Source organism: Porphyromonas pogonae (assembly GCF_036320655.1).
GTDB lineage: Bacteria > Bacteroidota > Bacteroidia > Bacteroidales > Porphyromonadaceae > Porphyromonas > Porphyromonas pogonae.
Genome location: NZ_CP143258.1, coordinates 804,106 through 827,195, shown reverse-complemented (window position 1 = coordinate 827,195; position 23,090 = coordinate 804,106). Strand labels below are relative to the sequence as shown.

The following is a 23,090-nucleotide window of genomic DNA, read 5'->3' as shown; positions in this document are numbered from 1 at the left end:
ATTATAATTAAAGGTTAGTCTTCCGTACCGATGGTGGGCCAGCCCGGATTCTGCTTAATCTTATTATTTACTTTGTACTCATCCCTTGGGATGGGGAACGTCCAGCGGAAATTATCAGGCTCAATGTATTTACCCAGGTGATGTCCGTTGATATCATACTTCTCTATTTTTATTTTACATCTTTTCAGATCAAAGAATCTTACATTCTCGCCTACAAACTCTTTATGTTTCTGATCAAGGATGGCATTCACCAATTTTTCGCCGGACAAAGAACTGTCTATAGATGAAGCATGCACCAGCTGGAGGTAGTCATTTATAACCTTAATGGCTTCTGTATTTTTACCCAAACGAGCCAAACACTCGGCTTTGATAAAGATTGTTTCTGACTTTCTGATCTGATAGGCATAGCTAACCTCGTCTTTGTTGTGATTTACAGTATTATATTTACCCAAAAGCAAGATGCTTTCCTTAGAGCCTGAGGATGTGATATCTGAACTTTCAAAAGCATGCGCATACACTTTGGCTCGTAAGTCCGACGACTCGAATGTCACACTCTTGTCCAACATATAGCAGTCTTGATCCCATTCTTTCTTTTCAGAGTACATCTTTTGGTAGAATTCGCCGGACAATGCAGTTGCAAATACTCCACTCCCTGATGATGCTTTGCCCCATTTATTGACATCAAGAGGAATATCATCGATGGTAAAAGGTGATTTATTCAGGTATTCTTCGACATATTTCAGTGCTTCCGCGTAATCCTCCCGATAAAGAGCCAACTTGGCCAATAATACAGATGTTGTATTGTAATTTGTAAAAATAGGATCGGCCTTATGAAACATGGGAGCTTTGGCTCCGGATACAAAAAGCGATCGAGCAGATTGCAACAGCGAGATAATCTCACTGGATGATTCCTGTTTAGTCGCACGTGGCAATACTTCCATGAAAACATTATTTTTAAGGATAATACCCTCATCGGACTTTTTATCGTTGAATCGAGTTGCATAGAACTGCAAAAGCTCTAAATAGCAGTATGCTTTGAGTGTTTTGGCCTCACCCATAAGATAATCAAGTTGTAGTACTTCCTCGCTATTGAGATTTTTCCGGAGTTCCTCTTGACGCACCATTACGGCATTGATATCTTTGATGGTTTCGTAGTAGCTAAACCATAGATCATCACTCAATAATGAGATATTCTTATCAAGCCAATAATACACATTGAGTGCAGTGAAGTCGCGCCGAGACAAATACAAAGGCACAAAATCATCACTCATAAGAGACAATTCAAAATGGTTTTTGGGGAACTTGGCATACGCTGAAGCAAGAGCTTCATAGGCTGTTTGCACTGAATATATTGCCTTGGGATCCGTCATTTGGTTTTGGATGGGAATATCTAAATTACACCCGGATACAAAAGGAATGGAGGATATAAATATAATCAGGTTCAAATGTTTTTTGAAACCATTTATAATATCGGACTTTATGATCATATCAGAAGTTTACATTGAGGTTAATGGTAAAAACAGGCTGCACGCCTATATCATAAGACCCTGACTCCGGACTGGAGCCATCATAAGGAGTGAGAGTAAACAAGTTGGATCCCTGAAAAGATACAGCTGCATAATCAATGAAATTACCCAGAGTAAGCAACATAGACTTAGGAAGCCTGTATCGCAGGCTGAGCATAGACAGCCTTAAATAATCACTCTTGGCAATCATGCGGGTATTGGGATATGCCGTAAGATTATTGCTGGTTTCTGTATTAATTGAGGGAGATGGGTACAATTTATTATTATCACCCGGCTCAAACCATGTTCTATCCAATTGTCCCTTTATGGCATTTTTATTAATCTCATCTCTTGTTCTCACATAAGTGAATGAGTAAGGTTTCTTACCTCCGAATACATAATAAAACTGAGCATCGAGGTCAAAATTCTTATATCCTACACTAAAGCCAAATGTACCTTGATATGGAGGAGATGAATGTCCTAAGTTTACAAAATCCTTACGAGTCAAACCATCTGCCACCCCTTTTTCGTTCCCCTCTGAATCTTTGATCACGGGATATCCGGTAAGAGGATTGACTCCTAAAGAAATCAGACCATATAAGATATCATAAGGTTTCCCCTCTTCATAGTCAGGAATCAAGCCATCTTCGGAAGTATAGATTCTTTTCTTATCATAAAGAAGAAGGACTTTATTACGATTATATGCCAAAGATGTACGGAAAGACAAGCTCCATATATCACTGTTAAGTAGCTGAGAAGAAAAACTGGCCTCAATACCCTCATTACGCAATTCACCTACATTACGAGTCATTAGTTTAAACCCGTTGGAAGAAGGAATTGCCACAGAAAGAAGAGCATCTTTGGTATCTCTGCGATAAAACTGGATATCCAGATTGTATTTCGAGAATAATTGGAGGCCAAGACCTAAATCTGTATTTGAGACTTTCTCCGGTCTTAGATCCAGATTGTACATCGCTTCCAAACGAAGCAAACGAAAATAATCACCATAGAAACCATCCTGATTATAAGAGAATACAGGTATAGCAGAAGAAGCAGGAACTCCAGCAAGGCTGGCTGTCTTACCCATTGAAGCTTTTATATTCAACTTAGTGAGAATTTTATTATCTTTCAAGAAGCCATATTTTTCCATATTTATACCCACACCCAAAGCCCATGCATAATTCCATCTTTTATCTTTGGGTAAGACAGATGATGCATCAGTTTTGTAAGAAGCAAATAAATCATAGGTGGAGTTATAAGTATACCCCGCGGCAAAGCCTAAGCCAAACTGCGCGGTCTTCTCTTTGTATGCCGAAAAATCAGGTCGGAGACCTCTCTTATTGATTGCCTTATTTACAGCTCCTAAATAGTCTTGAATACCGATACCATGTCCCGATACAGATAGCAGATCTGTAAGAGTGTAATAATAGTCGGTATTGGCACTAATCGTCAGATCATGCACTTCATTGAATATTTTGCTGTAAGTAGCACGTAGATTAGAAGTATAATTAAAAGATGTATTCTTACCCCCACTTATAGCACCTCGCTGTATGGGAGGGATGCCCGACTTGATTTCCGAGTAGGCTGTAGCCGGGGTAATAGATAGCGTTTCGTCCAAAAGATAGTCTACACCCAATACTCCGGCCAGTAGAAGGCCTTTGATCGGCTCCAGATTGAAACTAAAAGTGGTGCCAAAACGTTTCTCTTCATCAGACTTAGAGAATTGGTTCATTAAATCCTGATACCTTCTTCCGGGATAAGAGTACAAGTAGGGAGAGTCTTTACTCTCATAGGGGTTGAGTTGATACACCAACTGCAGCAAGGAATAATTAGACCCGTTAGGTGTATTTTTTTTGGCATACCCCATATTTGTACTGAGAGATAAATACCCCATTTTATTCTTCCAATCGAGACTCATCCTTCCTGTAAACCTATGTGTATCATTACCGGGCAATTGTCCTCCTTGTTTGGAGAAGTTACCGGAGACATAATAAGTCAACTCGTCGGTACCTCCCCTCATGCTCAAGTTATGGCTCTGATAATAGTTGGTACGCATCAATTCATTAAACCAGTTATTATTAATCTTGCCTAATGAATCAAGTTGCTTAAGGCCAAAAGCAATATATTCGTTTTTAGACCAATTATCGCCTACCTTAAACTGTTTCTTGTAAAGTTCCTGTACATCTTTGAACGGTGCAAAGTTGATAAAGTCGGCCGATAGAAAATAACCGGGTGCGTTAGGGTTTTTCATCTTACGCTCTATCTCCAACTTTTCCCGTGTATCCATCATGGCAGTAGTCTGACGCCCTCTTGAAGTAATACCGACATTCGTACTGATTGAGATGGTAAGCGGACCGGACATCCCCCTCTTGGATGTAATTTCCAAAACCCCATTTGCAGCTTTCACTCCGTACAAGGCACAAGCCACAGCATCCTTAAGCACCTTGATCTCTTTGATATCAAGCGGATTGAGTGTAAGGAAAGCTTCCGGGCTGATAACTTGTCCGTCCAAAACATACAAAGGCTCATTAGGTGTATCTCCTTTGCGAAAAGAGGAGTTGCCCCTGATACGTATCTCAGGTTTGGTACCCAGTTCTCCACGATTTATAACCACCAGTCCCGGCACATTGCCTTGCAAAGCTAGCGAGATATCTATCATAGGCTTCTGAACCAATTCTTTCATATTCACCTCCGCCACTACCCCGGATTTGGCTCGTATATCAAGGGCATTGATATTAGGCCGAGCAGTGACCACGACTTCCTTCATCAAGTTGGATGTTTCATCAAGCTTGACTGTAAGTGTTTTTTGACCGTTGTATATAACATCAGTGGTTTTCATCCCAATGTATGAGACACGAAGTACAATTTTATCACCTTTCTCAGCAGAAACCCGAATACTAAATCTTCCGCTCACATCCGTTACAGCTGCGCTTCTTTTGTTCAATGCCCTCACAGCTGCACCTATGAGTGGCTCCCCTTTCTTATCACACACCTTGCCTTCTATCAGCACATCAGACTTAATTACCTGCGCATAAGCCGGTTCAATAGTAAAACAAAGAGCAATGATTATCAATAATGCAAATTCTTTTATTCTCATCTTTTCTCTTCTATAGAATCCTCCGGTACATAGATAATCTCTCCGTTTTCGAGTTCATAAGCTATCCCGACCTTACGTCCTTTATTACCGGATTGTTTTTGATCTTGTGACGGCGTGTATTTATTGATTTTATTTCCCTCCTTTGTGATAATCTCCATATTATCCTTACCCGGATTTTTCACAATAGAGAAATCCTCTTTGCCGAATACCTCTGTCATATTCATATACATTACCATGGCTACCATGAGCGACACGGCAAAGACCATAGCTACATCAAAAAGATTGACTACGACACTCAGCGGATCAGAATCTTCACCATGCATGAGTTTACTCTTCCGTCTCGCTTTTCGGCTCATGGTTTTGTTCTTTTTGAATTAATTGTGCTGTGATATATTCCAGGTTGTTAAGATCCTTGGCATACCATCTTTGTTTATATTGCAGGGTCACAAGTCCTATAAGACTTATCACGAGTCCCACTACGGTGGTGGCAAAAACAATTTGCATATTGTAAGCCATCCCCCCAATATCACCTGCAGAAAGACCTACAAGAGCCGGACTCATGGAAATAAGAGTACCTATGAGCCCCAGCACGGGGCCTATCTTTGCCAATAATTTAGAAAGGCTGATATCCTTTTCCGCTTCATTCTCAAAATTGTTGAGTTGAAAATTGACATAATCATCGTCTACAGGTCTACTCAGAAAGTCGGCAAGATATCTGGTAAAAAGAGTATGATTGTCCCGAGGTAAGATATTTCTGAGATCAGATACTGTATCAGGGGTAATATCTTTGATTTGGCGCAAATTACCGTCTGTCTTACGTTTGACCATATAACTATTATAAAAGCTTCCGATGAGGATCAGTGATCTTACGAATAAGATGAGAAGGATAATGATATTGGGAATAAGCAAACTGTTTGCTACCCAAAATAGTAATCGAGTAATAGTTTCCATCAAATAGTTTTAGTACGATGTCTTAATTATGTTTTGTATTATGGAGAGTAAAATAATGTCTTATTTATTTCTAAATAATCGCCTGAAGAGATAAGTGTAACGCCCTATCAAAAAGAAAAAAAGAAAGATAGCAGCAGATATCCCGATAGCCTTTAGGCTCAAATTGGTTTTGGCCGGAGCATAGTTTATTTTTTCATCTACCGTGGTTATTACCCCCAAAATAAAAATGAAAAGAGAGACCAAGAAAAATACTTCCAATCTAAGATCTTTCTCAGGCACCATATAAATCAGTAGTTGTGTGAATAGAGGTATGACAAATGCGACAACGAAAGCAAAGCTCCATGACACAAGCTTGAAGTCTACACCGGGAAATCCGAAAATGAGGCTTGTTTGCAAATAGAAAAGAGAAGGAAAGATGAGCAACCCAATATAATATCCGGTAAACCATTTGGTCCACTTAAGCTTGGGGTGGTCTTTGGATCTGAATAGCGAGAAGCAAAAACTGATGTATATGAAGGCCTCCACAGATATTAATATAGCAGCATTCTCCCGTAGAGGCCTGTTACTTATATATCCGGCAATGCCCGTTTTGGTTTGTTCTATACAGTAAGGATATGTCAGTATGATAAACATACCGCACAACAAACCAAAACCGACTCTTTGCCACACAGACGTAAAGCTTAATTTCAAAGTAGTGCCTAGAAATATAAATAATATCAAAATCTGGATTACAAACTCCATAATACGTCGCTGTTAAGACTTTTTCTTACGTTTGTTTCTCAGCATTATCAAAAGCAAGATGAAACAGATCAGCACTACCCCAACGACCATAAGACCATTGAATACTTTCTTAGAAGGCTTATCTCCATTTTCAATCTCTTGCTTCTTCATCACCACACCTTTGTCATCTACAGTTTTATCTCGAGACGAAGCTGTTTGCATCTGTTTTAGAGAAGACTGATATTTACGGGCATTATCTTGTGAGATGTTCCGGGCAATAAACTCGTGCAATTTGGTGTTACTTCCCGAAAATCCTGCTCCTGTAGAGCCATATTTATCGACAAGTTCGGTATGCAGATTAGACATTGTGGCTATCTGCTCTGCCGATGCTTTCCACATCCCTTTGCGTACGGTTTCGAGCATAACAGCAGTAATCTCTTGCATTGCGGCAGGGTTTACTTTTTCGAATGCTTGCTTTACTCCCAATGAATGCACATCTTTTATATACATGTCATACATATCATTCCACAACTCATTGTCTATCACATCCGGTTTAGCTACATTCCATCCATAAGTATTAGTCACCACATCTGTTATACGAGCCACGCTGCTCGCTCCTCCTGAGATTACTTCTTTTACATATTCAGGGTTGAGTATGGTAGCACGGCTTTCTACACCTACAGCTTCTTTAAGCTCTTGCATATGCACGTGATTACGATTACGGTAATCAGCAAAGAATGCATCAGGATCCTTGCCCGTAACATTACGTACGGTGAGATTGAGACCTCCCATAAATTCATACACATGGTCTAGGCTAAGAGCTCCCCAAGTGTTACTTTGACGGGGTTGTACCACCACATCTGTATTCTTTAGAGCCGCTTTGAAGAGGTGCTTGGTAAAATTGCCCCATTGTTTCTCGGTTCCATAAGCTGCACCCATGTTCTGAAGATAAACTTCAGCAATTTGCTTCTCATTATCCCATTTGTCTCCGGCTTTGATCATCTCCTGAATGCCGGTACCATACATGCCGTTGATACCTCCAAAAACACGAGTTGTAGATAACTCACGCGCTTCTTTAGGAGACAGCCCCTCTTCTACCAAGCTCTTCTCCGTAGCCACAGTACCATCTGCTACATAATTTGGATACTCCTCTTTTCCCGCATTAGATGCCATCTCAATAGCCCTTGTAATTAGAGACAAACGAGAAGCAGCTAAATCGCGGAATTGACCTGATGTTTGTACTACAACATCTATTCTGGGGCGCCCTAATTGCTTGGATGGAATAAGACTTAAGTCTGAGACCCGACCAAACATATCCCTCACAGGCTGTACACCCAGCATGTATAAGACTTGGGCTATAGTAGCCCCCTCCGTTTCAATAAATTCACTGCTCCAAAATGTGTAGCTTACTTTTATGGGATATTTGCCATGACGCTCTTTGTACTGTTTCAATGTATTATCTGCGAGCATTACACCCTTGCTCCAGGCCCTCTCCGATGGAGTAGACTCCGCATTAATAGAGTAGAGATTACGCCCCGTAGGTACTGCTTGGGGATTAGCTACAGCATCGCCTCCTGAAGTAGGAGCTATATACCCCCCCCCTAATGCATTCACTATTACATCAAGTTCACGCTTGGGGCTTTCTTCCAAGGCATTCTTATAATTAATTACATTCAGGATACTCTGTTCTATCTCCAAAACAGCCATGGCATATTCGCGCTCAGCTTTGGTATATGTCTTTTCTATGGGTTTACCTCCTCCATGAGGGTGGCCTCCTGCAGCAGGTTTAGCTGATGAAGACTTCGCTCCTGCAGGAGTATTTCCGGGATGCCCTTTGGACTTAGAAGCTGTGCCCGGCTTGGAACTCCCTGCGGGAATAGGGATCCATGACGGATGGCCTTTGGGCATTTTTCTTGGACGATTAGCTTTATTATCACTTTTACCTCCTACGTCCCTTTTAGCAGACATAGCGGCCATCATAGCAGCCATACCTCCTCGGGGAGGAGTCATTATCGTATGGGATTTTTCAATATCTTCTTTGGTGAGGTGTGCATAAGATGTAATAGTACCTTCATCTACATGACCACTATTCAATAAGCGTCTCACCAAAGCCTGAGCAGGAGCCAGATACTTTTCATTGAATAAACGTTTATTCTTGGTGTTATCCCCCGTGTCTTTGCTTCTCAATTGATCCAGCTTGGCCATACTGAAAGCGATAGGATCAGAGCTCATAGCAAGCACAGTTGATGCAATCTTTTCAGGAGTATACACTTCGCCGGTAGTATACAGCCGTCCATTGATCTTTTCAGAAGCTATTTCTTCTGCGAAGTTATCAATCTGCTCGACCTCTTTATCTGTGTAAGGTTTGCTCAATGTACTATCCAAGCGTAATTCTCTATGAATTCCCATTTGTACTGCGAGCTTCTTGACTTCCAGAGATTGTTTTGTCTTTTCTCCTGGTGCAGATATTTCATAATATCGCTTGATAGCCTTTTGCAAGTTGCTGTATATTTCTCTAGTCTTACTTTCCGTAAAAGGAGGGGTGAGATAAGACACAGTCGCTGCGTAAGAACGTCTTTTAGCAATAATACTTTCACCCACATTACCTATAGTGTAGTAATAAAAATGCGGTATTGGGCCTACTAAGCGATCCGCCCAGTCATTACCACAAAGAGCAACTTGCTTGGCGGGTGTAAACTCAAGGCTGCCATGGGTACCGAAATGCATTATAGCATCAGCTTTAAAATCATTTCTTGCCCATAGATATGCTGCTACATAAGGGTATGGAGGCGCCATTTTGGCTCCGTGAATGATAGCAAAAGTATCATCTCCTATACCTGCCATAGGCTGAGGCAATACCACCACATTACCATATTGTACTCGCGCTACAGCCAAGTATCTTTTACCGGATATAGAACGGCTCATGTATCGCCCGGGTATCTCACCATACCGCTCTCTCATCTCTGATACCTGAGAGACGGATAGATCACGCTGTATCCATTGTTTGAAGTCTTGATCCGCGACTAACGCAGGATTACCTGTACGCAGATATTCGTCAAAAGCGCCTTCGGCGTACGTCGTAAGAATCTGCCCCTGCTCCATCAACTGCTTCTCAAAGGCCTGCACTGTTTCAGGCAATCCGGCAAGATTATATCCCTCTCCCCGTAATCTTTTTAGGAGGTTGTAAAGCGAGGGTATAGTCTCCAATCCTTGGGCAGTAAGAGTCTCTTTTCCCGGTCCCTTGAAATAGTAAATGGCAACTTTCTTCTCTGAATTTTCTTTTCTTTTAAGTGCTATAAAGCGATTTACAAGTTCTGTAAATGTTTTCAATCGTTCCGGCACGGTCTTTAGCAGATAAAGTCCGTCATCATTCTTTTCTTGAGTAGTAAGGACAAAAGGATATATGGCGCCATCCAACTCGGGCATTACAACACTTTGAGAAAGGAACCCTCCTGCCATTCCCATAGGGTCAGCAGACCATTCCTTCTCCGTTTGCAATATGGATAAAGGCGCTAAAATAGGAATATTGCGAGCTTTTAAATATTCTACGGCGGCATCACCATTACCCATAGCCAAACGACCGTGAGCAAAATATACCACCAAGTCAGGATTGACTTCTTGTAAGAATTTGATACGTTCGCTAAACGATGATACGGGATAGACATTAAGACCAGATACCTCCAGACTGGTAATAAGACTATCTATGTTATCCCTGTTACCACTATAGGGGTCATTGAGCCCTCCTACAATCATCACTTTAGCAGCTCCATCACGGTAATGACCTATTTTCTTGAGGTATCCCTCATAGCTCTTAATATTATTGAAAGAAAGATCTTCATTCAAATGATAATAAACTTCGGAAGCACTATTGACCACTGTATCCGGATCATTTACAAACCATTTCTTACCATCAATATCTTTACGTATATATCGAGCCAAACTTTGGTAGTTCTTCTTATTGCCATTATCATAGTATTCGATGATGCGTTCTTCCTCAATGGAATCAAGGCTTGATATTATATTTTCTGGAGAGGTGGGGTGTATTACCAATAATGGAGTTCCATTGTCAGCTATTTTTTGCATCTGATCACGTTGCTCTTGTGTAAGCTTGAGTCCCATCCCGAAAGCCAGGACACAATCATATGATTTGAGATCACTGAGTTTTTCGAGCGTAACTTCTTTGAATTTAATGTTCTTGTCTTTATTAGAAACAATAATTCCGGATGCCTGATATTGTGGAAAATTGACTAGGGCAATCTTAGTAGATGATGCATATTTGTTCCATAGCAAAAGCAATAAAAGTGCACAAATTGCAATAACAAGTATAGTAAAGGATGTTCTTTTTTTCAACATTTCAGGTTATACATCTTTGGTTTTAGGCTACAAATTTACCCGAAGCAATCAAGCCATAGAATACCTATTTTCAGGTTAATTTGTTTAAAAGAATGTTCTTTTCTACCAACAAGCAGGTATTGGGTATCCTTATTTTATTTCAGTGCCAATATGCATCTCTTCATATTGTGCACTTCTATAATTATACAATATATAATATGCTACTTGATAATAAAGTAGCTTAGCTTACCACCCTATGGCGTGATCGTATAAAGAAGACTTTGAAAGACATAAAAAGGTCTCTCCAAGGGCAAATATAATCAGAAAGCTAAATGCTAAAATAATAAAAAAATAAGCTTTTAACACCTTTATATTGATTCTTTAATTATATTTACACTAGCATAATGTCTGTTTACGAAATAAGCCTACCCAAGGGGCCTATATTATTTAATTATATTATTAATCAAACCTAATTTCTCAAATTCTATGACACCAAAAAGTATTTACAAGTGTATTTCTGTCTGTTTGGCAGCAATGTCACTAAGCCTTTTCGTATCATGTGGTAGCGACAACAGTGAACCCGTTGCACCCCCTAATCCCAACAATGGAGGATCCGTAACACCAAATCCGAATCCCGGACCTGTGATTCCCGACGGCAATGGTAAAACCAATGTAGTAGGGATGGATTTTACCGGACAAAAATGTCCCTCATGCCCTAGAGTAATAAATTTGGTCAATAAGTATAGCGAAGAGTTCAAAGAAAACTTTATCGCGGTAGCAATACATGGTCTAAGCATGTATTCTACGGCACCTTTCCTCACAGAAGAAGGAATGGAATATTTAGAAACTTTGAAAATATTCGGTATACCCACCCTCGCTTTCAATAATGTAGTTGTAGATGATCTGTCCTCCAAGGAGATTCATGACAGCCTTGCAAAAGCTATAAATGAAAAGCCTATAATAGGCTTAGGTCTCAATGTAAAACGTACTGATCGCAAAGTAAGCATTGAGCTCAACAGCAAGGTCATAAAAGGTCAAGAAGCTGCTGTAAAAGATAAGTCTTTCAAGGTGCTTTGCTGGGTAACAGAAAATAATGTTATCGGATTACAAACTTTCCAAGGCAAACCACAAGACCCTAACTTTGTACACAACCATGTATTTAGAGGATCACTTAATACTACGTGGGGTACTGATTACAAGCTTGGCGAAATATTTAAGCTGGAAAAGGAGTTACCTGCCAAGGTTCTTGCTCCTCAAAACAGTGAGCTTGTAGTCATAGTCTATGACGCAGCATCTAAGAAGTTTATCAGTGCAGTAAAAGCTAAGCTCTAATTCAATTTTTATTCATAAAGTTTTATAAAAGGAATGATAATGAAAAAACTATTCTTTATCAGCCTTCTACTTATTGCTTGTTTGCAAGCGAAGGCTCAGATCCCCTCTGTGACAATCAAAGATATAGACGGGAAAAGTATACAGACCGAAACCCTCAAAAATGGAGACAAACCCATGATCATAAGCTTCTTTGCCACCTGGTGCAAACCTTGTCTGCGGGAACTCAATGCCATAAACGAAGTATATGACGACTGGCAAGAGGAAACCGGAGTAAAGCTTATAGCCGTATCTATAGATGACGGAGCAAACAGCTTTAAGGTGAAGCCACTGGTAAAAGCCCAAAATTGGCAGTATCAAGTACTACTCGATACAAATAGTGATCTGATGCGTGCCATGAATGTGAGCATGGTTCCTACAATATTTGTCGTAGACAAAAACGGGAAAATTGTATATCGACACGCCGGATATACGGAAGGATCTGAAAACGAGCTGATCAAACAAGTAAAAAACTGCATGTAATGAGAAGATCATTAGCAATAAGCTTACTATCCGTTATGAGCATCGGTGTGACTTGGGCACAATCCGATGCCCGTACGGACAGTATGCAGAATCAAAACAATCCTTGGAAACTCAAAACAGCTTTCGGGATTCAATCCGACATCCACTATTCAACTCAAAAAGGGATCAAAAACAAATGGATGGGCAATACCTATATCACGGGAAATATCAGTAATGAATTCTTCGAAGCCGGAATGAGATTTGAAGAGTTGAGCCATCCCCTTCCGGGACATGAGGATGAGAAGGGATGGGGATTGCCCAATATATATCTAAAAGGTCGCTACAAAGGCATGGAAGCTACAGTGGGAGATCTTTACGAGCAATTCGGTAGCGGTATACTCTTACGCTCTTACGAAGAAAGAAATTTGGGTATAGACAACGCCATCAGAGGAGGGCGCATCACCATACGTACGGTAAAGGGGCTGACTTTGAAGGCTCTGGGCGGACAACAAAGAAACTACTTCGACCACAATGGCCGTATCTTCAACTCTGACCGTGGATATATCTGGGGGGGCGATGTGGAGTTAGGGATCAATCAATGGATAAAGTCTCTTGACAACAACGGCTGGGTAATAAATCTGGGAGCTTCATTTGTTTCCAAACACGAAAGCCCCAGTGATATAACCAAGACCATCAATAACAAACTATATCTTTTGCACCAGCCCCAGAATGTCCCCGCATGGGGTGCGCGACTCCAACTCAGACATGGCAACTGGGATTTGTACGGTGAATATGCGTACAAATATAACGACCCCAATGCCGATAACAACTATATCTACCGTAACGGCTCAGTGGCTATGCTTACTGCTACCTATGCAGACAAAGGCTTGAGCATTTTGCTGGGTGCACGGCGTAGCGACAACTTTGACTTCAGATCATCTCGCACAGCCATGCTTACGGCTCTGAGAATAAACCACCTGCAACCTTTTACCCAGCAACAAACTTATTCTTTGGCTGCACTATACCCCTATGCTACACAACCCGGCGGGGAGTGGGCATTCCAGTCGGAATTAAGGTACAAGTTTGCAAAAGGGTCTCCCCTTGGAGGTAAATACGGTACAGGAGTAAAGCTTTCGGCATCGCATGTGAGAGGCATCAAAAAACAGTGGCCCACCGAAGAGATTGCCAATAACCCTAAGGATGAATCCGTGGTAGGGACTGATGGTTACACATCAGGATTCTTTGATATGGACAATAGTTATTTCCATGACATAGACTTGGAAATCAGCAAAAAAATCTCTCCCACCTATAGCTACACCTTTACTTATATGAATCAATTTTATAATCAGAAGGTGATAGAAGGGCACGCTGAAAACGGTGACATTATACACAGCAATATATTTATATATGATGGTAAGCATAAGCTGTCAAAGAAACTGGCTCTCAGAACGGAGCTACAATACCTGCACACCAAACAAGCCGAGAAAGATTGGCTCTTCGGACTAGCTGAGCTTTCTGTGCTTCCCTATTTTATCTTCACTGTGAGTGACCAGTGGAATGTAGGAGTTACGAACAAACACTACTATATGTTTGCTGCTGCCGGCACTTATGGCCCCCATCGTTTGCAAATCTCTTACGGACGCACCCGAAAAGGAATCAACTGCTCGGGCGGAGTCTGCCGTATGATGCCCGCTACAGAGGGAGTATATCTGTCATACAATGTAAACTTCTAATTTATTATTCTCATGAAATCAAAAATCAAATATATTGCCGCAGCCATTACTCTCGCAATAGGAATGGTGGCATGCGACAAAATCGACGAAAAAGATCGCTGGGTACCGGACGAAAGTCCTCTCATACCCGAAGCTGACAGAAGCACTGTTCTTATTGAGGAATATACCGGTCAGCATTGTGTAAACTGCCCTGAAGCTGCAAAATTTCTGCACAAGGAGACACAGAGTTTTAGTAAAAACGTGATCATTGTATCCATGCATGCTATGCGTACAGGGCAGACTACAGAGCAGTTAGCTTCTGATGCAGCCGACCAATACTCAAAGACCTTTGACCTCCCTCTCTCCATACCGGGGATAATGATCAATAGGACTCAGATAACTAATGAACCCAAGTACACCCAAAAGAAAGCCGTTTGGCCGGCTATGATCAGAAAAGCGGTGAATACTAAAGCAACTTATAGCATCAATCTGAAAGCCGAGCTCAAAGATTCGGGCAAAAAAGTAAAAGTGACGGCAAATCCTACAACCATAGGAGGTAAGTCCGAAGTACAAGATCTGGGCATCCAGTTATGGGTGGTAGAGGATATAAGAGCACTACAGACATCTGCAAAAGGGAAGAAAGACAACTATTTCCATCACAATGTACTCCGAGGTGAGATAAACGGATTGTGGGGAGCTCCCTGCAAGGCAGGACAAACCTACTCTTTGGACGCAGACATGCCTGCAAAAGTAGTGAAACCCGATAATGCCAAAGTGGTAGCATATTTATTCAACCGCAAAACAAACGAAATATTAGAAGCATCTATCGTGGCTCTGGGAGCAGGCATAAAGCCCGAACCCAGTGATGACGACCCCGGTGACGTAAAACCGACACCCGAAAATGAGGGACTTTCATTCCATGTCAATGATAAGCCATTGGCTTCTGGATCGGAAGTTATCATTACAGAGGCAAGCCGTATCAAGATGTCCAAAGAGGAATTCAATCAAATGGAAACCCCATTACTGTATGTTATCCCCGGTAAAAAGGGGGGGAAAGGCACTTATGCTATGGAAATAAGTAAAGAGGACCATATCGGAACCGAATTTGGCGGATTATTCCAAGTCTGTGCAGGCGGCATGTGCTTCCTGGTGAAGGATACTGAAAAATATACGGGAGAGTTCAAAGTGGAAAAAGATGCTGTGGATACCGAACAGTCCATACAGATACATTATAAGATCAATGAAAAGCACAAAGAGAAAAAAGACGATTATCGTGTAAGAGTCTCTTTGAAACAGAATAACAAAGAAGTTGCATATTTACGCCTTGTCTTCAAATATGACCCGGCGTCTGTCAAGAAAGAATAATCATTGAATTAGAGATATTTTTCTCTCACATTATAAAGAGCGTAATGAATGCTATTCAGCCTATTCATTGCGCTCTTCTCATATCTGAATAGGAGTCAATTACCGTGATTATCAATTGGAGACTGTTGCAAAAGTCAACAGTTTCATGGATTTTGGAGGCAAAGCCGACAAAAGACACTTTGACCGGGCAGAGAGGGTAAAGTGCAAGGCGCTAAGAGTGAGTGCACAGGGAGTTTACTTCAGGTAAATGACCAAGCGCGAATCTCGCTAGCAACGAAGCAATTTGCTGCTATGCAACGGTCTCAATTGGGTAGATTCATGATAATGAATATTACTTTTGGGCGTGTCCGAAGCAACATTACATCGACAAATAGAATTATCATTTTACAGCAGGCCGAGCCTATCTTAGAAGTCAAAAATACTTCCAAAACATAATTCAGGGTAAAGCTACCCATTGAAAGCTGATGAAATTATGCCCCTGAGGGTGTTCTTTCCCTCAAATTATAAAATCCTCAATAATATCTTAAAAACATCGATATTTTCATCTTCAAAGATTGACCAGATCATTCTCAAAGATTGACCAGGTCATTCTCAAAGATTGACCAGGTCATTCTCAAAGATTGGGCTCATGGTTTTCAAACTTTTGTTTTATGCTTGTCATGAGGATAAAGAAAAATCCGCAAATAGGCACTTATATCCTATTTGCGGACAATTTATGGGGTACAGTATACATTATTATGATTGTTTACAATTTGATATTTTCACGCATTCCATCTCATAATTACAGAAAGTAATCGATCTGGTAAATAAGGCTTGTAAAAATCACTGTTGCTCACAACAAATCCTTTTTTTTTTAGAAATTAGCCACAAGAGTCATACCCCATTGATTTCCCTCGAACACTGTAGGCATGATATTTAGCTTAGCACCGTACTTACCCATAAACCAGTCATAACCCATATAAGTAAGATTGGTGCAAAGAATACCAACACCGGCTCCTACCAATACATCTGATGACCAATGGCGATTTTTGAAAATACGGGACATCCCCACCCATGTAGCTACTGAATAGCCGGCCACACTAATCCATGGTGAATGATGCCCCAGCTCCCTATGTAAAAAAGTAGCACCCACAAAAGCCATAGCTGTGTGCTGAGAAGGGAAAGAATAATCTTTCACCGTGATGGGTCTGTCAGGACGGTAATTTTGTGTTGCTTTTTTGAGTCTGTGTACTACCATATCACTCACTACATAAGAAACAGCAAGAATAGCGCTACGATCAATAAAACGGTGCTTGCTTTTGAGCCCGAAAAGATTCATGGCATAGGCAGCTATGGGTGGCAAAAAGCGTAGCTGATCATCATAAGTATTGATATATTTGGGATTACTTTGAGACACACCATCAAGTATATCCTTGTTCCACGCCAACGCATTCTGCAACTTCCTATCTACATAGGGTATAGTTTTGACCAATACCCCCGCCGTAATTAGTGTTAGCGGTAATTTTATTTCGCCTATAAAACGCTTTTCCTGTACGGAATCAAGCAAATATTCTTTTTTCTCTTCTTTCTTCTCTTGTGCCCCAACAAGTAAGGAATGGAGCAAAACCAACAATAGGATCAGCAGACAGATCCTCAACAATGAAATCATCTAAAATTAGTTATAAGTTAATGGGCAAAGATATTTTTACAATAGAGTCTTATTCTCATTGATACCTGTTTCTAGCTGCAATACGGGATTTATTGCCCAGAAACGCAATCCCTCTTTGTCCTCATCCAATGTACGAAGGATAAGATCCGTGCATAAGAATTTTGATATTGTAGGATCATAAAAGGTAATCGCACAATTAGTTTTATCCTGCTTTACAATCCATTCGGTAGGCTTATTGCTACGGGGTAAACTACTATTTAAATTATGAATACTCAAACTATGCCCGTAATCACCATAAAACAATTTTACCTTATCCTCGTAAGGGTATTCCAGAAGTGTAGTAAAAATGTATTTTGATCGAAACTTTATCGGTTTCATAGTCTTAGGATCGGATAAGATATAATCCAATGGAGCTGCTTCCTTGCCTTGAGTAATCTCTGAGTAAAAACTACAAAATAGCTTTACTTTGAGCAAAGGATTCTTGACTATCCGATAGAGCGCCAAAGGCTCTTGATTAAAAGGAATACCGCAGAAACCCCGATAGTTTTTGTTGTGCTGTACCGCTTCATAGAAAAAGTCGAATCTGGATTTGCTCTTATCTCTGAAATTGAAAATATCCAAAGTCTCTCTTAGCCCAGAAGTAGGCTTTATAAAAGACTCTGCTATATCCCGCAGACCTGCATCCGTGTATTCTTTCTTAGAAGCCAAAAGCAGCAAATCACTGAAAGCTCCATAGTAATAATTGGAGACCAGGTGTGTGCCGTAGCTCTGTCTGATACGCTCCGGCTTGGCCTGCAAAAGTGTCTCAACAAAAGATTTTGTCAGATACCCCTCCAATATCTGAGGGTCATTTCCTATCTCCAAAGAAACTATATCCGGGGTATCTTGTCTACGGCGATGCAGTAATATATCCGGCTTATGCTTGACTTTGAAATCGAAATACTCATAGACAATGTTGATAAAAGGGGATTCTCCTTCTTTACCGAATGGGAAAATATGTCTGAAGTATAATCCCCTATTACGAAACTCTGATACATAGGGAGCATATTCCCCCGCAGCATGCTGCTTTATATGTATGGACTCACTTTTGTAAGCCTTTCCGGACATAGGATCAATGGCGTTGCCTCTGAGGGCTCTTTCCAGATCAATAATATTTCCCTCACAAACTCCCTGCGGAGTATATCCATTGTACCGACTCATATCATAGCCCTTGCCCAAACAATACTCCGGAGTATGATTCTCATCATACAATTTCAGGTTACCTCCCGGCCAACCGATATAGGAAAATTTATCCTCAACGTTGCTTTGCGGCTCGTTTCTTTTACTACAAGAAAAAAATAGAACTATGACGAAAAAAAAGACAATGCTCCTTTTCATTATATTTTATAAAGTGCTGAATTGAAGCACAAAAGTAGCTAATATTTCAAAAACAAACATCTCTTGGTCCATTTTTCTTAGCTAAAGGCCATAAAAAGCCCGTCGTAGTAAGTGATACTAATAGTCCGAAATTTGGTAAAGGATGCCTTAAGAGACTGTTGCAAAAGTCAACAGTCTCATGGATTTTGGAGGCAAAGCCGACAAAAGACACTTTGACCGGGCAGAGAGGGTAAAGTGCAAGGCGCTAAGAGTGAGTGCACAGGGAGTTTACTTCAGGTAAATGACTAAGCGCGAATCTCGCAAGCAACGAAGCAATTGGCCTGCTATGCAACGGTCTCTATTTATGTACGAGGCCTGTTTTATAAAACAACTGATCAATACAGATCAGACAAACAGCTATAAATAGGAATCTCTTTTAATATCTCACTTTTGTTTCATGTTTAATCGTAATTAGAAGTCTAAATAAAAGAAAAGAGATTGGGATCACAAGCTTATTTAAAACAATAGCCAAGCGATATTTATATATCTTTTGCAACGCTAGATCCGGTTTGCCCTCATTGGGGTATAAAATAGGATTCTCTTCTCTTTTCATTCAACTCAATATATTTGCGCTTACATCCCGCGCCCCCTTGAGAAATCTCATTGAATCAGATGTAATAACAGCCTTTGAGGACTTATCTATTTTACACATCACCTCGAACATCTATTGTGTGGAATTGTACCCCTCTGCATAAAGAGATAAATGAAAGTTCTATTTTTGGAGAAGATGCTCAAAGCTTTCCTCCGTGAAGGAATGGTGTTTATCCTGCTTTGCTGATATTAAGTGGCGTATTTATATTTGAAGAGCTTGGGATAAAACACCTTTGCAGATAATTATTTACCTTTGCAGATGCTGCGCGAGGGATTTATGCTTTGCGCCCCCAATTAAGTTTTATAATCATATCATATAAGTAGTACAACGCAAGTTTATGGAAATTGCATCAAAGTATAGCCCCGAAGCTGTAGAGAACAAATGGTATCAATATTGGATGGATAAGGGATTTTTCCATTCCGAACCTGACGGACGTGAGCCTTATACCGTCGTCATCCCTCCGCCCAATGTTACCGGAGTGCTTCACATGGGGCATATGCTCAACAATACCATACAAGATATTCTGGTGCGTCGTGCTCGAATGAAAGGATTTAACGCATGTTGGGTTCCGGGTACGGATCATGCATCTATTGCCACCGAGGCCAAGGTCGTGGGTAAGCTGGCAAGTAAAGGAATCAAAAAAACAGACCTTACGCGTGACGAATTTCTTGCTCATGCATGGGACTGGACTCACGAGCATGGCGGTATCATCTTGGAGCAACTGAAACGTTTGGGCGCATCCTGTGACTGGCAGCGTACTGCCTTTACCATGGACGATGAGCGATCACAAAGCGTATTGGATGTATTTGTGGATTTGTACAACAAAGGACTTATCTACCGAGGCATACGCGTGGTAAACTGGGATCCGCAAGCTCTCACGGCATTGAGCGATGAAGAAGTTGTCTACAAGGAGTCTCAAGGCAAACTTTATTACCTCCGCTACTTTGTGGAAGGTATGCCCGATAAGTATATTGTGGTGGCAACGACACGCCCGGAGACTATCATGGGTGACACGGCTGTGTGCATCAATCCTAATGACGAACGCTACAACTGGCTCAACGGAAAAAGAGTAATAGTACCGATAGTTAACCGTGCCGTACCCATCATAGAAGATGAATATGTGGAGATAGAGTTTGGTACCGGGTGCCTGAAGGTAACTCCCGCTCATGATGTCAATGACTATATGTTGGGCGAAAAGTATCAACTGGAGTCTATAGATATATTCAACGACAATGGTACACTCAATGAAAAAGGTGGAGCATACGCAGGCATGGACAGATTTGACGTTCGTGATAAGATAGAGAAAGATCTGCAAGCGGCGGGTTTGATGGAGAAGACGGAGCCTTACACCAATAAAGTGGGGCATTCCGAAAGAACAGATGCGGCTATAGAACCTAAGCTCTCTATGCAATGGTTCTTGAAAATGGAACATCTTGCTAAGCCGGCTCTGGCGGCTGTGATGAATGATGACATCAAACTGCACCCGGCAAAGTTCAAGAACACTTACCGCCACTGGATGGAAAATGTAAAGGACTGGTGTGTGAGCCGTCAGTTGTGGTGGGGACATCGTATTCCGGCTTATTACTTGCCGGACGGAGCATATGTTGTGGCAACTACACCACAGGACGCTCTAGCTATCGCAAAACAAAAAACAGGCAACGAAGCCCTTACATTGGAAGATCTCACTCAGGAAAGCGACTGCCTCGACACCTGGTTCTCTTCATGGCTGTGGCCTATAAGTGTATTCGCTCCCGTAATGGACAAAGACAATGCTGATCTCAAATATTATTATCCCACATCCGACTTGGTAACTGGTCCTGATATCCTTTTCTTCTGGGTAGCACGCATGATCATGGCAGGTTATGAATACATGGGTGATATGCCTTTCAAAAACGTATATCTTACCGGTATTGTGCGCGACGCACAGGGTCGTAAGATGTCAAAAAGTTTGGGCAACTCTCCGGATCCATTACTATTGATAGACAAATACGGAGCAGACGGCGTACGTATGGGTATGATGATGGCTGCACCTGCCGGCAATGACGTGCTTTTTGAAGAAAGTCTGTGTGAGCAAGGGCGTAATTTCTGTAATAAGATATGGAATGCCTTTAGACTTATCAAAGGCTGGGAAGTTACCGACAGCCCTCAACCAGAGGCCTCGGCTCTAGCTGTAAAATGGCTGGGCATGAAGATCGATCAAGCCAAGACAGAGCTTGATGACTTATTCTCAAAATATCGAATCAGCGAGGCTCTCACTACGGTATATAAACTATTCTGGGACGACTTTTCGTCATGGTATCTTGAGATTATCAAACCGTCTTATGGATCACCAATAGATAACACAACTCTGGAACAGACCATGACATTCTTTGAGGAGTTGCTCACACTACTGCACCCATTCATGCCCTTCATTACAGAAGAGTTGTGGCAGGCTATTCGCAAACGCAACGATGGAGAGAGCATTATGGTAACTCTGTTGGAAAGCCCCACGGAAATAGATGAAACCTTCCTGCAATCATTTGCACACATGCAAGAAGTGATATCAGGCATAAGGAGCATTCGTTTAGGAAAAAATATCCCACAAAAAGAGGCTTTGACTCTCGAAGCAGGGCAATCATTCAGCACTGCATTTGATGCCGTAATTATCAAGATGGGAAATCTCGATGCTATCACGAGAGCTTCAGAAAAAAGTGAGGGTGCAGCATCATTCATGGTAGGGACAGATGAGTTCGCAGTACCACTTGGGGGGCTTATCAATGTGGAAGAAGAAAAAGCAAAACTTGAAGCAGACCTCGCATATCAAGAAAAGTTCTTATCTTCCGTTATGAAAAAGTTGGCAAATGAGAGTTTTGTTAGTAAAGCTCCCGAACAAGTTATAGCTATAGAGCGCAAAAAGCAATCAGATGCAGAAAGCCGTATAGCCACCATCAAACAAAGCCTTGAGCAATTGAAATCACAGGCGTAACATTAAGAACAGTTATAAAAGAATCATCAACAACGGTTATATGACAAGCGACAAAGAAAAGACCTTATTGAGGAATCTCTTCGTAGAATCTCTCAATGAATGCAATACCAAAATCATCGGCTCTGTGAGAGATCTGTTTGTGCAGATTGATACGGAAAAAGGTGAAGTTTCTCTTTATGACGATACTGATGAGCAGATTGGTTCGTGTGTCATCTATTCGTGGGTAGAAGAGAAATGCGATGAGCCTTCACAGGAGATAATTGAGGCCTTACGCGAGACGGTAAGTCGATTGGAGCAGCGTGGCTTTTGGGAGAACCCCATGTTTGTGAAACCGTTTTCTATCGAACTTGTTGAAGAAGATTTCAGTACAATCGAAGAGCTTCTATTCATTGATGATGATCTTTTGAAAATAGATGATCCTTTATTGGAAGGACTAAACGAAGATTTGGACAAATTCCTCGATAATCTTTTAGGAGATATTAAATAAATTCGTACATTTGCGGGGCTTTTAGAAGAATAGTATCAGTGCTTGATGCCGAAATAGCTCAGTTGGTAGAGCAATTCATTCGTAATGAATAGGTCGCCGGTTCGAGTCCGGCTTTCGGCTCAAAGTATAAGAGAAATAAGATTGTTGTTAATGTGTTTACTGCGCTACACTTTATCCAAGTGGGCGCAGTCTTTTTTTGCCCGTATATTCATAGATACAACAATGATTCTATGACCAAATTTAATCAATACTTACCAACCCTTTTAGGTCTTTTTTCAGAAGCGATATATCTGATTATTTATTGAGACCGTTGCATAGCAGGCAAATTGCGTCGTTGCTTGCGAGATTCGCGCTTGGTCATTTACCGGAAGTAAACTCCCTGTGCACTCACTCTTAGCGCCTTGCACTTTACCTTCTCTGCCCGGTCAAAGTGTCTTTTGTCGGCTTTGCCTCCAAAATCCATGAGACTG

15 protein-coding genes and 1 tRNA gene are annotated in these 23,090 nt (G+C 41.2%); 8 read left to right on the top strand and 8 right to left on the bottom strand.

The features are described 5' to 3' along the window. Positions 1 to 14: 14 nt before the first annotated feature. From VYJ22_RS03150 to VYJ22_RS03125, 6 genes are all read right to left on the bottom strand, one after another. Entirely contained in the window at positions 15 to 1,370 is a 1,356-nt protein-coding gene (locus tag VYJ22_RS03150) for a RagB/SusD family nutrient uptake outer membrane protein (RefSeq protein WP_329905004.1), read from the bottom strand. Between the two features lie 118 nt (positions 1,371 to 1,488). Further along, positions 1,489 to 4,602: a SusC/RagA family TonB-linked outer membrane protein gene (locus VYJ22_RS03145; protein ID WP_329905003.1), complete on the bottom strand. Its 3,114-nt coding sequence runs from the start codon at positions 4,600 to 4,602 to the stop codon at positions 1,489 to 1,491. Continuing rightward, positions 4,599 to 4,958 (bottom strand): DUF2149 domain-containing protein, encoded by a 360-nt coding sequence (locus tag VYJ22_RS03140; protein WP_329905002.1) that lies wholly within the window; start codon positions 4,956 to 4,958, stop codon positions 4,599 to 4,601. The genes VYJ22_RS03145 and VYJ22_RS03140 overlap by 4 nt, the downstream gene beginning before the upstream one ends. Beyond that, positions 4,930 to 5,553, bottom strand: a complete 624-nt coding sequence (locus tag VYJ22_RS03135; protein WP_329905001.1) for a MotA/TolQ/ExbB proton channel family protein — start codon at positions 5,551 to 5,553, stop codon at positions 4,930 to 4,932. Before VYJ22_RS03135 ends, VYJ22_RS03140 begins: the two co-directional genes overlap by 29 nt. A 60-nt stretch (positions 5,554 to 5,613) precedes the next feature. After that, positions 5,614 to 6,222: a hypothetical protein gene (locus VYJ22_RS03130; protein ID WP_329905000.1), complete on the bottom strand. Its 609-nt coding sequence runs from the start codon at positions 6,220 to 6,222 to the stop codon at positions 5,614 to 5,616. Positions 6,223 to 6,306: 84 nt separating this feature from the next. Then, the gene (locus VYJ22_RS03125) at positions 6,307 to 10,623 is read right to left on the bottom strand and encodes a cobaltochelatase subunit CobN (RefSeq protein ID WP_407989445.1); all 4,317 of its coding nucleotides are present in this window, start codon (positions 10,621 to 10,623) and stop codon (positions 6,307 to 6,309) included. 468 nt (positions 10,624 to 11,091) lie between these two features. On the opposite strand from VYJ22_RS03125, the gene VYJ22_RS03120 reads away from it, so the two are divergent. Genes VYJ22_RS03120 through VYJ22_RS03105 form a run of 4 tightly spaced genes read left to right on the top strand, consistent with a single transcriptional unit; the run spans position 11,092 to position 15,512 of the window. Next, entirely contained in the window at positions 11,092 to 11,937 is an 846-nt protein-coding gene (locus tag VYJ22_RS03120; RefSeq protein WP_329904998.1) for an Omp28-related outer membrane protein, read from the top strand. A 39-nt stretch (positions 11,938 to 11,976) separates the two neighbouring features. Next, entirely contained in the window at positions 11,977 to 12,456 is a 480-nt protein-coding gene (locus tag VYJ22_RS03115; RefSeq protein ID WP_329904997.1) for a TlpA family protein disulfide reductase, read from the top strand. Beyond that, positions 12,456 to 14,168, top strand: a complete 1,713-nt coding sequence (locus tag VYJ22_RS03110) for a DUF6029 family protein (RefSeq protein ID WP_329904996.1) — start codon at positions 12,456 to 12,458, stop codon at positions 14,166 to 14,168. Before VYJ22_RS03115 ends, VYJ22_RS03110 begins: the two co-directional genes overlap by 1 nt. 12 nt (positions 14,169 to 14,180) lie before the next feature. Next, entirely contained in the window at positions 14,181 to 15,512 is a 1,332-nt protein-coding gene (locus tag VYJ22_RS03105; protein WP_329904995.1) for an Omp28 family outer membrane lipoprotein, read from the top strand. Positions 15,513 to 16,365: 853 nt separating this feature from the next. Here the strand turns inward: VYJ22_RS03105 and VYJ22_RS03100 are convergent. After that, positions 16,366 to 17,160, bottom strand: a complete 795-nt coding sequence (locus VYJ22_RS03100) for a phosphatase PAP2 family protein (protein ID WP_329904994.1) — start codon at positions 17,158 to 17,160, stop codon at positions 16,366 to 16,368. A 36-nt stretch (positions 17,161 to 17,196) separates the two neighbouring features. Then, positions 17,197 to 18,537 carry a hypothetical protein gene (locus tag VYJ22_RS03095; RefSeq protein ID WP_329904993.1) on the bottom strand — a complete coding sequence of 447 codons (1,341 nt, stop codon included), beginning with the start codon at positions 18,535 to 18,537 and terminating at the stop codon, positions 17,197 to 17,199. A 280-nt stretch (positions 18,538 to 18,817) separates the two neighbouring features. On the opposite strand from VYJ22_RS03095, the gene VYJ22_RS03090 reads away from it, so the two are divergent. The 4 genes from VYJ22_RS03090 to VYJ22_RS03075 all read left to right on the top strand — a co-directional run bounded on the left by VYJ22_RS03090 (position 18,818) and on the right by VYJ22_RS03075 (position 22,740). Continuing rightward, on the top strand, positions 18,818 to 18,943 hold the full coding sequence (locus VYJ22_RS03090; protein ID WP_329904992.1) for a hypothetical protein: 126 nt from the start codon (positions 18,818 to 18,820) through the stop codon (positions 18,941 to 18,943). Positions 18,944 to 19,505: 562 nt separating this feature from the next. Further along, a complete protein-coding gene (locus VYJ22_RS03085) occupies positions 19,506 to 22,133 on the top strand; it encodes a valine--tRNA ligase (protein ID WP_329904991.1) in 2,628 nt (875 codons plus the stop codon). Between the two features lie 40 nt (positions 22,134 to 22,173). Further along, on the top strand, positions 22,174 to 22,620 hold the full coding sequence (locus tag VYJ22_RS03080; RefSeq protein WP_329904990.1) for a hypothetical protein: 447 nt from the start codon (positions 22,174 to 22,176) through the stop codon (positions 22,618 to 22,620). Between the two features lie 47 nt (positions 22,621 to 22,667). Further along, a tRNA-Thr gene (locus VYJ22_RS03075) sits at positions 22,668 to 22,740 on the top strand. The last annotated feature ends 350 nt before the right edge of the window (positions 22,741 to 23,090 follow it).

Bases quoted from the DNA above. Each gene is read 5' to 3' on its own strand.
- VYJ22_RS03100 (WP_329904994.1), bottom strand. From the start codon at position 17,160: ATGATTTCATTGTTGAGGATCTGTCTGCTGATCCTATTGTTGGTTTTG.
- VYJ22_RS03140 (WP_329905002.1), bottom strand. From the start codon at position 4,958: ATGAGCCGAAAAGCGAGACGGAAGAGTAAACTCATGCATGGTGAAGAT.
- VYJ22_RS03135 (WP_329905001.1), bottom strand. From the start codon at position 5,553: ATGGAAACTATTACTCGATTACTATTTTGGGTAGCAAACAGTTTGCTT.
- VYJ22_RS03145 (WP_329905003.1), bottom strand. From the start codon at position 4,602: ATGAGAATAAAAGAATTTGCATTATTGATAATCATTGCTCTTTGTTTT.
- VYJ22_RS03115 (WP_329904997.1), top strand. From the start codon at position 11,977: ATGAAAAAACTATTCTTTATCAGCCTTCTACTTATTGCTTGTTTGCAA.
- VYJ22_RS03150 (WP_329905004.1), bottom strand. From the start codon at position 1,370: ATGACGGATCCCAAGGCAATATATTCAGTGCAAACAGCCTATGAAGCT.
- VYJ22_RS03105 (WP_329904995.1), top strand. From the start codon at position 14,181: ATGAAATCAAAAATCAAATATATTGCCGCAGCCATTACTCTCGCAATA.
- VYJ22_RS03080 (WP_329904990.1), top strand. From the start codon at position 22,174: ATGACAAGCGACAAAGAAAAGACCTTATTGAGGAATCTCTTCGTAGAA.
- VYJ22_RS03085 (WP_329904991.1), top strand. From the start codon at position 19,506: ATGGAAATTGCATCAAAGTATAGCCCCGAAGCTGTAGAGAACAAATGG.
- VYJ22_RS03090 (WP_329904992.1), top strand. From the start codon at position 18,818: ATGACTAAGCGCGAATCTCGCAAGCAACGAAGCAATTGGCCTGCTATG.
- VYJ22_RS03110 (WP_329904996.1), top strand. From the start codon at position 12,456: ATGAGAAGATCATTAGCAATAAGCTTACTATCCGTTATGAGCATCGGT.
- VYJ22_RS03120 (WP_329904998.1), top strand. From the start codon at position 11,092: ATGACACCAAAAAGTATTTACAAGTGTATTTCTGTCTGTTTGGCAGCA.
- VYJ22_RS03095 (WP_329904993.1), bottom strand. From the start codon at position 18,537: ATGAAAAGGAGCATTGTCTTTTTTTTCGTCATAGTTCTATTTTTTTCT.